At 69.2% G+C, this 14,539-nt stretch carries 16 protein-coding genes; 10 read left to right on the forward strand and 6 right to left on the reverse strand.

Annotated elements, in window-relative coordinates; genetic code table 11:
• Positions 1-87 precede the first annotated feature (87 nt).
• On the reverse strand, positions 88-708 hold the full coding sequence (locus HOV77_RS21730) for a pentapeptide repeat-containing protein (RefSeq protein ID WP_290864457.1): 621 nt from the start codon (positions 706-708) through the stop codon (positions 88-90).
• A gap of 23 nt (positions 709-731) precedes the next feature.
• Here HOV77_RS21730 and HOV77_RS21735 point away from each other — a divergent pair, with 23 nt between their 5' ends.
• On the forward strand, positions 732-1,172 hold the full coding sequence (locus HOV77_RS21735) for a VOC family protein (protein ID WP_290864458.1): 441 nt from the start codon (positions 732-734) through the stop codon (positions 1,170-1,172).
• Here the strand turns inward: HOV77_RS21735 and HOV77_RS21740 are convergent.
• Positions 1,165-1,515 carry a helix-turn-helix domain-containing protein gene (locus HOV77_RS21740; RefSeq protein ID WP_290864459.1) on the reverse strand — a complete coding sequence of 117 codons (351 nt, stop codon included), beginning with the start codon at positions 1,513-1,515 and terminating at the stop codon, positions 1,165-1,167. The two genes, HOV77_RS21735 and HOV77_RS21740, sit on opposite strands and share 8 nt — an antisense overlap.
• A 7-nt stretch (positions 1,516-1,522) precedes the next feature.
• Here HOV77_RS21740 and HOV77_RS21745 point away from each other — a divergent pair, with 7 nt between their 5' ends.
• The 3 genes from HOV77_RS21745 (at position 1,523) to HOV77_RS21755 (ending at position 3,248) form a co-directional block, all read left to right on the forward strand.
• Positions 1,523-2,185, forward strand: coding sequence for an NAD(P)-binding domain-containing protein (locus HOV77_RS21745; RefSeq protein ID WP_290864544.1), 663 nt, complete (start codon positions 1,523-1,525; stop codon positions 2,183-2,185).
• Positions 2,186-2,275: 90 nt separating this feature from the next.
• A complete protein-coding gene (locus HOV77_RS21750) occupies positions 2,276-2,683 on the forward strand; it encodes a GNAT family N-acetyltransferase (protein WP_290864460.1) in 408 nt (135 codons plus the stop codon).
• 49 nt (positions 2,684-2,732) lie between these two features.
• Positions 2,733-3,248, forward strand: a complete 516-nt coding sequence (locus HOV77_RS21755) for a GNAT family N-acetyltransferase (RefSeq protein WP_290864461.1) — start codon at positions 2,733-2,735, stop codon at positions 3,246-3,248.
• A 3-nt stretch (positions 3,249-3,251) separates the two neighbouring features.
• Here the strand turns inward: HOV77_RS21755 and HOV77_RS21760 are convergent, their stop codons facing one another.
• Positions 3,252-3,920: a DNA alkylation repair protein gene (locus HOV77_RS21760; RefSeq protein ID WP_290864462.1), complete on the reverse strand. Its 669-nt coding sequence runs from the start codon at positions 3,918-3,920 to the stop codon at positions 3,252-3,254.
• A gap of 123 nt (positions 3,921-4,043) precedes the next feature.
• Between HOV77_RS21760 and HOV77_RS21765 the strand changes: the two genes are divergently transcribed.
• The 3 genes from HOV77_RS21765 to HOV77_RS21775 are packed head-to-tail and all read left to right on the forward strand — an operon-like array spanning position 4,044 to position 8,079.
• On the forward strand, positions 4,044-6,245 hold the full coding sequence (locus tag HOV77_RS21765; RefSeq protein ID WP_290864463.1) for an MMPL family transporter: 2,202 nt from the start codon (positions 4,044-4,046) through the stop codon (positions 6,243-6,245).
• Complete coding sequence (locus HOV77_RS21770) at positions 6,242-7,414, forward strand: sensor histidine kinase (RefSeq protein ID WP_290864464.1); 1,173 nt, start codon at positions 6,242-6,244, stop codon at positions 7,412-7,414. Before HOV77_RS21765 ends, HOV77_RS21770 begins: the two co-directional genes overlap by 4 nt.
• The gene (locus HOV77_RS21775) at positions 7,411-8,079 is read left to right on the forward strand and encodes a response regulator transcription factor (protein WP_290864465.1); all 669 of its coding nucleotides are present in this window, start codon (positions 7,411-7,413) and stop codon (positions 8,077-8,079) included. Before HOV77_RS21770 ends, HOV77_RS21775 begins: the two co-directional genes overlap by 4 nt.
• Positions 8,080-8,092: 13 nt before the next feature.
• On the opposite strand, the gene HOV77_RS21780 is transcribed toward HOV77_RS21775, so the two are convergent.
• Positions 8,093-9,580, reverse strand: a complete 1,488-nt coding sequence (locus tag HOV77_RS21780; protein ID WP_290864466.1) for an FAD-dependent monooxygenase — start codon at positions 9,578-9,580, stop codon at positions 8,093-8,095.
• 97 nt (positions 9,581-9,677) lie between these two features.
• A complete protein-coding gene (locus tag HOV77_RS21785; protein WP_290864467.1) occupies positions 9,678-10,292 on the reverse strand; it encodes a TetR family transcriptional regulator in 615 nt (204 codons plus the stop codon).
• A gap of 78 nt (positions 10,293-10,370) precedes the next feature.
• On the opposite strand from HOV77_RS21785, the gene HOV77_RS21790 reads away from it, so the two are divergent.
• Entirely contained in the window at positions 10,371-10,814 is a 444-nt protein-coding gene (locus tag HOV77_RS21790) for a protein phosphatase (protein ID WP_290864468.1), read from the forward strand.
• A gap of 282 nt (positions 10,815-11,096) precedes the next feature.
• Here the strand turns inward: HOV77_RS21790 and HOV77_RS21795 are convergent, their stop codons facing one another.
• Positions 11,097-11,720 carry a TetR/AcrR family transcriptional regulator gene (locus HOV77_RS21795; RefSeq protein WP_290864469.1) on the reverse strand — a complete coding sequence of 208 codons (624 nt, stop codon included), beginning with the start codon at positions 11,718-11,720 and terminating at the stop codon, positions 11,097-11,099.
• A gap of 84 nt (positions 11,721-11,804) precedes the next feature.
• Here HOV77_RS21795 and HOV77_RS21800 point away from each other — a divergent pair, with 84 nt between their 5' ends.
• Both HOV77_RS21800 and HOV77_RS21805 read left to right on the forward strand, forming a co-directional pair.
• Positions 11,805-12,932, forward strand: coding sequence for a saccharopine dehydrogenase NADP-binding domain-containing protein (locus tag HOV77_RS21800; protein ID WP_290864470.1), 1,128 nt, complete (start codon positions 11,805-11,807; stop codon positions 12,930-12,932).
• A 124-nt stretch (positions 12,933-13,056) separates the two neighbouring features.
• On the forward strand, positions 13,057-14,535 hold the full coding sequence (locus HOV77_RS21805) for an oligosaccharide flippase family protein (RefSeq protein WP_290864471.1): 1,479 nt from the start codon (positions 13,057-13,059) through the stop codon (positions 14,533-14,535).
• Positions 14,536-14,539 lie beyond the last annotated feature (4 nt).

Here is a 14,539-nt window from a genome sequence, read left to right on the forward strand (position 1 = left end):
TGATCCGGTTTGTGATCCACATCCCGGAACGTGTCAAATTCGGGCTCCCATTCGACACGTTCCGGGATGTGGATCACGCTCGGATGGTCAGTCGGCGCGGACGTCCAGGCCGAGCCGAGTGGCGACGACGCAGGCCTGATCGAAGTCGATGATCGCCCCGGCGAGCTCGACGGTCAGCGGATCGAGCGCGGTCAGGTCGCTGCCGCGCAGATCACAGGCCATCAGGCTGGACTTGGCCAGCCAGGCGCCGGACAGGTCCACGCGGCGGAAACTCGCACCGTCAAGGCGTGCGCCCGTGAGGTCGGCTTCCCGCATGCGTACGCCGTCGAACTTCGTCCGACGCAGATCCGCGCCCGGCAGGCCGACGAACGACCAGTCCCCACCGGTGACCGTCATCAGCTCGTACGCACAGCCGTCGAACATGCTGCCGACTAGCTTGCAGCCCGTGAAGTCGACGTCGAAGAAGCCGCACTGGGTGAACGTGCAATTGATGAAGGCCGAATCGGTATGCGCCGAGGCGTTGAACTTCACGCCCCGGAAGGTGCACTCGGTGAACGTCGCGCCCTGCCCGACCGCCTCGGTCAGGTCGACCTCGACGAAGGCGACCCGGGTATGCGTCTGACCGGTGAGGTCCTCGCCGTACCAGTCGAGTCCCCGGACGGTCGACTCGGTCGGTGGTGGCGCGTGCCCGTGCTTCCGATCAGCCATGCCGCGGATCTTATGCTCAGCCCATGACGATTAAGCGGATGGACAACGTCGGCATCGTGGTCGACGACCTCGACGCCGCCATCGCCTTCTTCACCGAGCTCGGCATGGTGCTCGAAGGGCGGATGACGATCGAGGCGGAGTGGGCCGCCAAGACCGTCGGCCTCGAAGACACGCGGTCCGAGATCGCGATGATGAGTACGCCGGACGGCGGCAGCCGGATCGAGTTCATGATGTACCACCGGCCGGAGATGATCAGGCCGGAGCCGGCCGCGCCTCCGGCGAACACGGTCGGCCTGCATCGGTTGATGTTCGCCGTCGACGACATCGAGGACACCGTCGCCCGGCTAAGTAAGCACGGCGGCGAGCTCATCGGCGAGATCACCCGGTTCGAGGACGTCTTCCTGCTCGTCTACTTCCGGGGCCCGGCCGGCATCGTCATCGGGCTGGCGCAGGGGCTCAGCTGACCAGTTCGTGGCCGTGGTCGATCGCCCATTGGCCGATGACGGCGAGCGGCCCGTGCACGAGGGACGCCCCCAACGCCGTCAGGTCGTACTCGACGTTGCGCGGCGTCGAGTCCGGCGTACGCATGACGAGCCCGCTCGCCGTCAGGCGGCGCAGCGACTCGGTGACCGCCTTGTCGCTAACATCACCGATCGCGGTGATCAGCGCATTGCGACGATGCGGGCCCTGGCGCAGCGCGACGAGAACCACCGGATCCCAGCTGTGCGATAGCAGGTCGGTGACCGCCCGAATCCGGCAATCGGCCACGAAGTCGTAGCAGTCGGCGCCGCGCGCGGATGTTCCCATGCACCAGATGGTGCCACCATCGTTCCCACCGATCGGTAGGAACCGGCTGCCTAACGTCGTCGGCATGAAGATCTCGATCCTCGGCACGGGGAACATGGCGTCGGCGTTGGCACAGGTCTGGATCGCGGCGGGACACACCGTCACCGTCGCCGGCCGCTCTGCCGACAAGACGGCGGAACTAGCTCGACAGGTGGGTGCGACGGCGGCCTCGCCCGGTCAGGCGGCTGCGGGCGCGGATGCGGTCGTGATGGCCGTCTCGTGGGACGGCGTACCGGACATGATCGAACTGGCGGGCGGATCGCAGGGTGCGCTCCGGGGCGTACCGGTCATCGACTGCACGAATCCGCTGGACTACGGCACCGGCGTACACCGGATGGCCACCGGATCGACGGCCGAGCTGATCGCCGAGAAGTCCGGAGCCGACGTCGTCAAAGCCCTGCACCTGTACGCCGGTCAGATGTGGCTGACCAAGCAGGAGAAGCCACGGGTCGTCACGATGTGCGGTGACGACGAGGCGGCGCTGGAGATCGCCGATCGCCTGGTCACTGACCTCGGCGGTACGCCGGCCACGATCGGCGGGCTGAGCCGCGCCCGGCAGCTGGAAGAGACCGCCGGTGTCGTGTTCAGCCTCTACAGCCAGGGAATCGCCCCCGCGACCGCGATGCCGTGAGCGTACGCGGTCCCGCCGACGCAACCGGCGGGACCGCCCAGCGCCGCAAACCGTTCGACCGTGCACTTCGCCGATCCGATAATGAGCCCCATGAAGATCCGCCTCGCGACCAGCCTGGCCGACATCAACGCCGCCGAACCCCTGTTCGACGGGCCCGTCCAACCCGCCGCCGCCCGCCGGTTCCTCGACGCCGACGGCCACCACCTGCTCGTCGCCTACACCGACGGCGAAGACGCTGTCGGCATGATCGTCGGGGTCGAGACCACCATGCCCGACAAAGGCACCGAGATGTTCCTGTCCGAACTCGGCGTCGACGAGGCCCACCGCAACCAGGGCATCGGCCGCGCCCTCGTCCAGGCCCTGCGCGACCTCGCCGCCACCCGCGGCTGCACCGGCATGTGGGTGCCCGTCGACCACGACAACGAACCCGCCCACCGCACCTACCTCGCGACCCAGCCCACTGGCGACGAGACGGTACGCGTCTTCAGCTGGGACTAGACCCATCGACGCGATGCCACCACCTGACCAGAACGGAAGGTCACGATGAATGACTAGCCCACGGGTGCCCGCGCCCACGTCGAGGCTGGCGTTCCGGCCGATGACTGCCGACGATCTTGATGACATGGCCGCGCTGCTCGGCGACCCGGCCGTGATGCGCCATTATCCGAGCCCGAAGACCCGGGCCGAGGCGCTCGACTGGATCCACTGGAACCAGCGGCTCTACCGGGAGCACGGCTACGGGCTGTGGGTGGTCACGATGCGCGACAGCGGCGAGTTCGTGGGCGACTGCGGGCTCACGCCGCAAGAAATCGAGGGTGTGGTCGAGCTAGAGGTCGGCTATCACGTCCGCGCGGATTTGCAGGGACACGGGTACGCCACGGAAGCGGCTGCGGCGTGCCGGGACTTCGCGCGGGACGTCGTCGGGGCCGAGCGCCTCATCGCGATCATCCGGCCGGACAACCGCCCGTCGCAGCGGGTCGCGGAGAAGATCGGGCTGCCGTTCGAGCGTACGGCGCTGTCCCGATCCGGCCTGCCCGTGACGGTGTACGCCACGGCGCTGTGACGATCATCCGCCGTTCCGGCGCACCATTTCGGTGATCCAAATCGGGGCGTACGGGGACGTGCAGTTCGGCGGGGTCGGATAGTCCTTCAGGACCTCCAGGCGCTCACCGATCTCGATGGCCCGCGTACGCAGTTCGGGGTGGTCGATGCCGATCTGCGCCAGACAGTGGTTCATCGCCCATTGCAGCCGGTCGGGGGCGTCTTTCAGGTCGGCTTCGATGACGTCGAGCAGGCCCGGCAGGTCGAGGCCCACCGGATTCTTCGCCACCCCTTCGGTAGTCAGCGCCCAGCCCGCGCTCGCCACCACTGGGTCGGGATCGGCCAGCCACGCCAGCCGGAGCTCTTCCGCGTACGGGCTCTTCTTCACTACGTAGTTCACGAGCCAGTCGTGGACTTTCGGCGTACGCGCCTCGCGCAGCATGGCGTCCAGTTCATCCCGGTTGTACGCCTTCGGGCGGCAGACGAGCAGCGCCAGCAGCCGGGCGGCGGTGTCCCCCGTGGCCCACAGCTCCAAGGCGAGCGCCTGCTGCGTCTTGAGGTCCTTTGCGAGCGCCCGTAGCCGGGACAGGTTCACGCCGTGGTCGTCGCCGTGCTTGACGTTCACCGCGCGCGCCTTCGGATCCTCGAGCGCGGCCAGGTCCGCCATCACCTCGGCGATCTTCGTCTCCGCCATGCCAGGCAGTTTAGCTGCGGCGCTACTGCGATTTCAGTACGCCGAATGTCAGCAGACGCACGACGACCGGAGGCTCAGCGGACGCGAGTCTGGGCGGGTAACCGTTTCGGACAGGAGTGGCAGATGCAGACGTTCGCGGCGTGGTCGGTGCGGCACCGGTGGTGGGTGATCGGTGGCTGGGTGCTGCTGGTGGTGGCGTTGGCGGTGGTGTCCCGGGCCGCCGGAGGCGCGGTGCAGACCAACAGCTTCAGCTTCTCCGGCTATGACTCCCAGGACGCACGAGCGGTGCTGGAGCGGGAGTTTCCGCGTACCGCTGGAGATGTCGATCGCATCGTCTTCCGCACCGACCCGGGGCAGGTCACCGACCCTGCGGTCCGGAGCCGGATGCAGGCGGTGTTCGCGGAGGTGGCCCGGCTCCCGCATGTCGCCGCGGTGACCGACCCGTACGCCCCGGGCGGCCAGAGCATCTCCGGCGACGGCCACACGGCGTACGCGTCGGTGACGTTCGACGCCGAGGCGAACGACCTGCCGGTGGAGGCGATCTCCGCGGTGATCGACGCGGCCGGAGCTGCCCGCGCGGACGGGCTGCAGGTGGAGCTGGGCGGGCAGGCGATCCAGCGGACCGAGTCGGCGGGACCGGGCCTGGCCACGGCGTTCGGCCTCGGAGCCGCGGTCCTGGTGTTGCTGGTGCTGTTCGGGTCGGTGACCGCGATGCTGATGCCGATCCTGACCGCATTGGTCGCGATCGCGGGCGGGATGAGCGTGAACGCGCTGGTCAGCCACGTCCTGGACGTGAACAGCGCGACCGAGGCGATCGCGCTCATGATCGCTCTGGGCGTCGGCGTGGACTATTCGCTCTTCATCGTGTCTCGATTCCGGGCTCTGCTCGCCGAAGGTCGAGATCCGAAACAGGCCGCCATCGGATCGGTGAACACCTCCGGACGGGCGGTGTTGTTCGCCGGGGGCCTCGTCGTGCTCGCGTTGCTCGGGATGCTGCTGCTCAACGTGAGCATCACCAGCGGGATCGCCGTGCTCGCCGCGATCGAGGTGGCGTTCACGATGGCTGCTGCGCTCACGGTGCTCCCTGCGGTGCTTTCATTGCTCGGCCGCCGGGTCGACAGCCTGCGGGTGCCCGGGCGTCGTCCGGCCGGATCCGCCGCGATCTCCCCTCGGCTCGACGCCTGGGCGCGGCTCGTACGGCGGGCTCGGTGGCCGCTCGCCGCCGGGGTGATCTTGGTTCTGGTCGTCCTGGCGTTGCCGATGCTGAACATGCGGCTGGGCAACGACGACGCCGGCGCCAACCCGCCGAGCAGCACTACGCGCAAGGCGTACGACCTGCTGGCCGAAGGCTTCGGCCCGGGCGTCAACGGCCCGCTGACCCTCGTCGTGGAGCTGCCGGGGTCGTCGAATGCGACGGCGTCGCAGCAGGTGATCGACGCGGTCGCGGCCGACGAAGGGGTCAGCTCGGTCAGCCCGGCTCGGACGAACCCGGCCGGTACTGCGGCGGTCTTCCAGGTCTACCCCACGGACTCGCCGCAGAGCGCGGCCACCGCCGATTTGGTCCACCGGCTGCGAGACAACGTCCTTCCCCGGGCCGTCGCAGACACCGGCGTCACGGTGCACGTCGGCGGGCCGACCGCGACCTTCATCGATCTCGCTTCTTTGCTGGGCAGCCGTTTGGTGCCATTTGTTGCGGTAGTCGTCGCCATCGGGTTCCTCGTCCTGCTCGTCCTGTACCGCTCGCTGGCCATCCCGCTCACCGCCGCCGTGATGAACCTGCTGTCCATCGGCGCCGCCCTGGGCGTGACCATCGCGGTGTTCCAATTCGGCTGGACCGGGTTGTCGACCGGGCCGATCAACTTCGCGCTGCCGGTCATGATGTTCGCCATCGTGTTCGGCTTGTCGACCGACTACCAGGTGTTCCTGCTCAGCCGCATTCAAGAGGAGTGGTACGCCCACCGCGACAACACCCGGGCGGTGCACGAGGGCATGGGACGGGTCAGCGGCATCATCACCGGTGCAGCAGTGATCATGATCGCGGTCTTCGGCTCGTTCGTGCTCAGCGGACAGCGTTTCCTCGGGGAGATCGGCGTCGGTCTCGCCGTCGCCGTCGCGCTGGACGCGTTCCTGATCCGGTTCACCGTCGTCCCGGCGATCATGTTCATCCTGGGCGATGCCAACTGGTGGCTGCCGCGCCGGCTCAGCCGGCGGTTACCCCGGGTTCATCTCGAACCCGCCGAAGCAGCCATCAGCGAGCCCGGCAGAGAGCCCGGCGGAGCGCCTGGCGGATCCACTCGGCAACCCGAGGGCATGCTAGAACGATGAACTGGCGGCAGTATGCGCAGGACAATCCCCGGATCGTCGACCTGGCCCTCGTCGTGCTGCTGCTGTGCGCGGCGGCGGGCCCGGCCGTCCTCAACAGCGCGCTGTCGAACACCGACAACCTGAACTCGTTCTCGGCTGTTCCGCTGGCCACGGCCGGCGCGCTGGCGCTGCTGTGGCGGCGGCGCCATCCCCGCGCCGTCGTCGTGATCACCGCGATCTGCGCGGGTGCCGCGGGCGGGTTCGGCTACTTGATCACGCCGGTTCTCCTCGCTCCGGTCATGGTCGCGCTCTACAACCTCGATCTGCGTATGCCGGGCCGGACCAGCCGCTGGTACTTGGCGGCGGCCGCGATCGTGATCATCGTGCCGGCCGAGTTGGGCGGCTACCCGTACGACTATCCGTGGCCGCTGACGATCCTGAGCACTGTCTTGTTCTTGCTGCTGCCCATCGCCATCGCCGAGTCCGTCCGCCACCGCCGCGACTACGTCGCAGCGGTCACGGCGCGAGCCGAGTACGCCGAGCGCAGCCGGGAAGAGGAGGCCCGCCATCGCGTCGCCGAGGAACGCGTACGCATCGCCCGGGATCTGCACGACGTCGTCGCCCATCACCTGGCCCTGGCCAACGCCCAGGCCGGAACGGCGGCCTTTCTGGCCCGCAGCCGCCCTGATCAGGCCCACCGGATTCTGCAGGAGCTGACCGGCACGACCGCCGCCGCGTTGCGCGAGCTGAAGGCCACCGTCAGCGTCCTGCGGGAACCCGGCGAGACCGGCTCGCCCCTCGAACCCGCCCCCGGGCTGCGGCGGCTGCCCGAGCTGACCGCCGCGTTCGCCTCCGCCGGGCTGACCGTCGAGGTCACCGTCGAAGGTCGAGAGCGGCAGCTCTCCCCCAGCGTCGATTTGACGGCGTACCGGATCGTGCAGGAGGCGCTCACCAACGTCAGCAAGCACACCACCGCCCCAACCGCGTGCGTCCGGCTCGCGTACGACGACGTCCGGCTGACCATCACGGTCACCAACGGCGCCGGGTATGCGATATCCACCGTGACGCCGGACGGCTTCGGCCTGATCGGGATGCGCGAACGCGCCCGGTCGGCCGGTGGCCGGGTCGAAGCCGGTCCCCAGCCCGACGGCGGGTTCGCCGTGGTCACGGAATTGCCGGTCCTGCCATGACGATCAGCATCGTTCTCGCCGACGACCAGGCGTTGCTGCGCGCAACCTTCCGTATGCTCATCGAAGCCAACCCCGACCTGGAGGTGGTCGGGGAAGCCGCCGACGGCGACGAGGCGGTCGCTGTGACCCGCGCGCTTCGCCCGGCCGTGGTCCTGATGGACATCCGCATGCCCGGCACCAGCGGGCTTGCGGCCACCGCCGCCATCTGCGCCGATCCCGACCTCGCCGCCACTCGCGTGCTCATCCTCACGACGTTCGAGACGGACGAGTACGTCGCGGAGGCCCTGCGCGCGGGGGCGAGCGGGTTCCTCGGCAAGGACGTCTCGGCTGATGCATTGCTCGACGGCATCCGCACGGTCGCAGCCGGCGAGGCGCTCCTCTCGCCGACGGCAACGAAGGCTCTGATCAGCCGGTTCCTGTCCGTAACCCCGACGATGGGCTCCACCCGGCAGCTGGCCGCCCTCACCGTGCGGGAGCGTGAGGTGATGGCGCTGGCTGCCGAGGGCCGGTCGAACGACGAGATCGCCGCCCGGCTGTTCGTCAGCCCGTTCACCGTGCGTACGCACATCCAGCGGGCGATGACCAAGCTGCACGCGCGGGACCGCACCCAGCTGGTCGTCATCGCGTACCAGACCGGGCTAGTCCGTCCGCCTGCCTTCGAATGATCCGCGGTAGGAGTCAGCGGGCGGGACCGAACCACCGCGTCAGCGCGGCGGTCAACGTCGTGACGTCCGGCTGGGCGTCCTGCGACTCCCAGGCCACATAGCAGTCCGGCCGCAACAGCATTCCGGTCGCCTTGGTGTCAGTGCTCGTGCCGGTGACGATCTCCACCCGGTCCCGCCACGGATCGGCCACTGCGGCGAGGCGAGCGTCGGCGGTCAGGTCGAGCAGCAACGGCCGCCCGGTGCGGGTCAGCTCGGCCAGCCGCCGGCCGTCCACGGTGAAGTCCGGCGCCCATGCGCCCATCTCGGCGTACCGGATGTCCGCTCCGGAGATGAGGTCGGCGATGCGTTGCAGTGCAACGGGTTCGCGCAAGAGCTCGCCGAAAAGCGTACGCAATGCGGTGATTTCCGGGCCGGGACCCACCAGGACGCCCTGCGCAGTCGTCTGCATGGTCACCTTCTCCGCGACCGGACGGCGTTCGAGCTCGTAGGTGTCGAGCAGGCCGGGCGGAGCCCAGCCGCGGAGGTCGGCCGCGAGCTTCCAGGCCAGGTTGACCGAGTCTTGCAGGCCGAGGTTGAGGCCGTTGCCGCCGATGGCCGAGTGCACGTGGGCGGCGTCGCCGACGAGGAACACACGTCCGGCCCGGTAGCGTTCGGCGAGCCGGGTGTTGCCGCCGACCACGCGGCGCAGGAGCCCGGGTGTCGGCGGCTCCTCGACCGGCGCGTCCGCGCCGACCACCCGGCGGAACGCGCCCGTCAGCTCGGCCAAGCTCATCGGTTGCGTCTCGTCGACGTCGGCATGCTCCGAGACGCTCAGGATCATCCGCCCGTCCGGGAACGCCGCGAAGGTGACCAGGCCGTGCTCGGTCCGGGTGTGCCGGAATGGCGGGATCACGCCGTAGCCCGGCACGATCAGGCCGCCGCTCGGGTCGCGAAATTCCGCTGGTACGCCGACGTTGGCGGTCCGGCTGACGGTCCGGTCGTTGGTGATCCCGGGGAAGCCGATGCCGGTGAGCTTGCGAGTAGGGCTGTGACCGCCGTCCGCGCCGACGAGATAGCGCGCGGTCAGCTCGACCGGACCGGAGGGCCCTTCGAGCGAGGCCGTCACGGATTCGTCCGATGCGGACAGTCCGACGAGTTCGTGACCCTGCCGGATCTCGACGCCGAGTTCGGCCGCGCGCTCGGCGAGCACCTGCTCGACCTTGGCCTGCGGCACGAGCTGGACGTAGACGGGGTTGTCCGGCAGCTCGCCGAAGGGCATGGGGTACGCCGCGAACATGAACTGTGGTGCGGGGCGCGGCGGGCCGGGCGTTCCGGCGAGGCGCTCGAACAGGCCGCGCCGATCCATCATCCGCACGATCTGGCCGACCATGCCGTTGGCACGCTGTTCGGTGCGCGGCGCGGTCAGCTTCTCCACCACGATCGGCCGTACGCCGGCCAGCGCGAGTTCGCAGGCGAGCATGAGCCCGTTGGGACCGCCACCCACGATAATGACGTCTTCCATGACAAATCTCCCGTTCACGGGTAGGAGGGATCGCCCGTCGTCGCAGCTCAGGCACAGGGGCCGGAGTGCGGGACGGTTCGTGCCGGTACGGAAAGGGTCAGGCGCTCGGGTCGGGCAGGCCCGCCTCGACGAGGTCGAGCGCCTCGGTCAACAGAACCGCCATGTCGGTCTGCGCGTCGTCGTGCAGATATTGCTGCTGGCACACGGTTACGGCGGCGCTGACGGCGGCGGCGACCAGGCTCGGGTAGAGGTCCCGGCCGACGGCGGTCTTCGTCCGCTCGGCGACAGCGGCCGCCACTTCGGCTTCGGCGATCGAGCTCGCGCGGAGGAACTCTGCCTGGAGGGCAGGAGCGGCCATCATCGACCGGACGCCCGTCGCCCAGCGCTCCCGATCGCCGACCGGGTGATCGAGCACCTCCGGACCAGGTTCAAGCTGCGCGAGCACGGCCTTGCGGATGGCCGTCCACAGTGGTTCATCGGCCGGGCGCTCCCGGAGGATCTCGGCCAGCTTCACCGCGCGGTCGAGGTGCCGGGCGGTGACCGCCTCCGCCTTGCTGGAGAAGTAGTTGTTGAACGTACGCGGAGAGACGCCGGCGGCGTTGGCGATGTCCTCCACCAAGACGTTGTCGAAGCCCCGCTCGACGACCAGTTGGATGGCCGCCCAGCTGAGTGCCGCCCTGGTCTCGATCTTCTTGCGTTCACGGAGCCCCATGGAGTCCAGCGTACACAAAAGTGCGCGTCCCGCAAAGATGCGTGTCCCGCAAATTTCCTATCCGGCTACGCTCGGCCGGTGGCGGACACCTGGAATCCCGGCGCTGAGGGCGTACTGCGGCTGCCGTCGGGCCGGCTGATCCGGGGCCGTGGGCTGCGCCGGCCGCTCCCACCGGGGCCGCTGCCCGACTTCGGGCTCTACTTGCTCGGTCGTCGGCCAGACGCAACCGCCTGGGAGAGCCGATGGCTTCGATGGCCGGACTTCTGGCTGCCCATCGATCGCGCCGACGCCGGTGAGGCGCTGCGGGACGCCTGGCTCCGAAGCGACGGCGTACGCGTCGAAGTCGCCTGCGGCGGCGGCATCGGTCGCACCGGCACCGCACTCGCGTGCTTGGCTGTGCTGGACGGCGTACCAGTTGGAGAAGCCGTCGCGTACGTGCGGGCGCACTACTCCCCTCGCGCCGTCGAGACGCCCTGGCAGCGCCGCTTCGTCACGGGCTTCTCGAGGACGGCGCAACGCTGACGCGAACCTGCCGTCGCGCTCGCCGGGTTTGGCGCGGGCCTTGGATCCAGCGGCGATCGAACCCGAACGTCGTCAATCTGGTTCGGTTGGCCGCCAGCCGTCGTCGGCACCGTCCGGATACTCGCTGTCCATGTCGATGACTCGCCGGGGTTTCGGGATGTACTTACGGAGTTCGAGCGGCTCGAACGTGGCGACAAGCGCCTCGGGATGGCGATCAGCGGCCAGCAGCAGTACCGCGACAGTCGGACCGGCAGCACTCCGTACAGCCGACTACTGGAGTTCTCACTCAAAGCGGCTGCTGTCGATGCCTTCGGTGAGCACGTTCCGGAGCGACACGGCGACAGTGTGGAGGCAGGTCGCGAAGTCCTTCTCGCCGTGCCCCTCAGACCAGCGGTCGAGGGCGTTCTGGGATGCGATGGTGGCGATCTGCGCCACCAGTTTCGCGTTGTCGTCGTCGACGCCCCGTTGCAGGAGTGCGTCCTGGATCGCGCTCGTGACCGCAGCGAGCTTGGTGCGCTCCCGCTCTTGAAGCTCTGGACTGGAGGCGATCACAGCACGGCGTTCGGCGGTGCGGTCGATGTGCTCGGCAAGGGTGGCGCCGATCTGGGCGAGGGCCTCCAGGGCTGCGGATAGCGGGGAGGCATCCGGGTGAGCAGCGAGGACCTTCTCAAGGATTACGGCGGGCAGCCGTTCCGAGCCGGCGAACAGGACCTCGCGCTTGTCGGGGAAGTAGCGGAAGTACGAGCGGCGGGTGATCCCGGCCCGCTCGGCGATCTGCGTCACGGTCACGTTGTCGTATCCATGCTCTTTGTAGAGCTCGAGCGCCGCTTGCGTGAGGCGCTCCTCGGTTCCCGGATCCCATCTACCCATAGTCGGACGATAGCAAGTGATGTCCCACTGTGTCATCGGGTGCTAGCATTGTGATGACACTGTGAGACATCACTGTTGGGCGGGCGACCGCTGCATCCACAGAACGACAGGAGCAAGCTCATGACCGACACCACGCACACCACACGATCCGGAGAGATCTGGATTCTGGGCGCCGCAGGGCGCATCGGAGGTGCCGTCACGGCGAACCTCGCCGCTCAGGGACTCAAGCCCGTTCTGGTCGGACGCGAGAGCGACGGAGACCGGCTGCGCAAGATCGCTGCGGATCTCGGCTCTCGTGTCGTCATTGTCGACGGCGTCGACAGCATCGCGGCCGAGATCACTCGGCAGCGACCTGCCGTGGTCTTCAATGGCATCGGCAATTACGCCGAGACGGCCTCCATCATCGCCCGGGCCTGCCTGCCCGGCGGCCACTACCTCGACCTGGCCGCGGACCTCACAGCCGTCCCCCGTCTGCTCGACCTGCACCAGGAAGCCGAACAGGCGGGCAGCACCCTGGTAACCGGCTCCGGCTTCGGTGTGCTGGCCACGGAGGCCGTCGTCATCCAGCTGTGCGAGGACCGCCCGGCCCCCGCCACCGTACGCGTCGACGCCGTGGCCTCGGCCTCCCTCAGCGCCGGCGTCGTCGGCGCCGCCTTCGCCACCTCGATGATCGACATGTTCACCACGGGTGGCCGCCGCTACACCGACGGGCGCCTGGTCCCGGCACGCCTCGGCGCCGACCTGCAGAACCTCACCCTGCCCGATGGCGAGCAGGCCAAGTCTGCAGGCGCACCCAGCGCCGAACTCATCGCCGCCCACCGGGCCAGCAACGCCCCGTCCGTCACCGTGACCACCGGGTTGGCCCCCACCTCGCTCGCCGTACGGGCCGTAGCCCCGCTCGCCGGGAAGCTGCTGTCCATCGCCCCGCTGCGCCGCTTCGCGCTCGGCCAGATCGCCAAGGCCAAGATGAAGGAGACCCCGGCTCCGCGCACCTACTCCTGGGGGCATGCGGTCGTCACCTGGGCTGACGGCACCCGCCGCGAGGGCTGGCTGCGCGCTGGCGAAGCCATGGCCTACACCGCGTCGGTAGCAGCCACCGTGGCCGCCAACCTCGCCCGCGGTGAGGGCCGGCCGGGCGCCTACACACCCGGTGCCCTGTTCGGTGCCGGCGTCGCCGAGCAGGCGGGCGGACAATTCCTCCTCCACGGCACGACCGCTCTCACCCGGAGCAAACCGGTCATGGACTGACGAGCCGACCGACGAGACGGCTGAAGTCGATGAAGCCTCTGTAAGAAAGCTGTCGGAACCCGATTCGTCCCCGGCCGCCTCCGTAGAGTCGGCAAGCACGCTCCGACCGGGAACGGGGGACGCTGTGACCGATACGACTGTCGAGAGCCCGCCCAACGACGCCGGGACGATCGGCCGCAAGGCAGCACACGGCCTGGGCTGGGGGCTGGCCGGCAACGTCGGCGTCAAACTGCTCTCGTTCGCCACCTCGCTCACCCTCGCCCGGCTGCTCGTGCCGGACGACTTCGGTGCGTACGCCGTCGCGCTGGCGGCGACCCAACTCGTGATCCACATCAACGACCTGGGGCTCATCCCCGCCGTCATCCAGTGGCGCGGCCGGTTGGAGGAGATCGCGCCGACCGCGTCCACCATCGCCGCCGGATTCAGCGCCGTCCTCTACGCCGGATTCTGGTTCTTCGCCCCGGTGTTCGCCGAGCTGTCCGGCGTACCGGCCGCGACGACGGCGATCCGGTTGTTCACGCTGACGATCCTGGTCGACGGCATCACCGCCGTCCGCAGCGCGTATCTGCTGCGGACGTTCCAGCAACGCCGGTACATCCAGGCCAACCTGGCGGGGACGCTGGCCAACGGGGTCGCCGGGATCGGCCTGGCGATCGGCGGGGCCGACGCGCTCGCCCTGGCCGGTGGTCAGGTCGCAGCGTCGGTCACGACCGGCGTACTGGTCTTCTGCTGGGCGAGGCTGCCCGTCAAGCTCGGCATCGATCGCGCGATCGCCAAGCGGCTCATGGCGTACGGGCTGCCCCTGGCGGCCGGCCTCGGCATCGAATCGGTGCTGGAACAGGCCGACAAGGTGGTGCTCGGCCGTTTCATGGGCGCCACCGTGCTGGGCTTCTATCTGCTCGCGTACAGCATCTCCAGCTGGGCGCCCGGCATGATCGGCTCGGCGATCCGCTACGTCGCCCTGCCCAGCTTCGCGCGACTGTCCGAAAAGGACTCCGACTCGCTTTCGCAAGGCGTACAGCGGGTCATTCCGCTCATGGTCCTCGGTCTGGTCCCGATCGCGGTGCTCGTCGCGGTCCTGGCCGCGCCGATGGTCACGCTTCTCTACGGCGCACGGTGGCTGCCCGCCACCGGTCCGCTGCGGTTCCTCATGATTCTCATGGTGGTACGCATGCTGACGGGCATCGCCATGGACGTCCTGATGAGCACGGGCGCGACGCGCTGGACGCTGCTGATCAACGTCGGCTGGACCGCCGCTCTCCTGCCCGCCCTCTGGCTCGGTACGCAGCTCGACGGCGGTCGCGGGGTGGCCGTCGCCGAAGCGGCGGTCGGCGTCGCCGTGGCGATCCCGTTGACGGTCATGGCCCTGCGCCGAGCCGGCGTACGCCTCGATCCGATCCCCCGCTCGCTCGTTCGGCCGCTGTTCGCCGGGCTGCTGTGCGCTGCGGTGACGCTCGCCATCGCAGCGGTCACGAGCGGCAACGCGTACGCACAACTCGCCGTGTCCGGAACAGCCGGAATGGCCGTCTACGTCGTGGCCGCGGTGCCCCGGTCGCAGATGCGTACCTGGCTCACGGCGATCCGGGGCGCTGCCGCCCGCTGAACCG

The sequence above is a fragment of the Hamadaea sp. genome (genome assembly GCF_013362815.1).
GTDB lineage: Bacteria > Actinomycetota > Actinomycetes > Mycobacteriales > Micromonosporaceae > Hamadaea.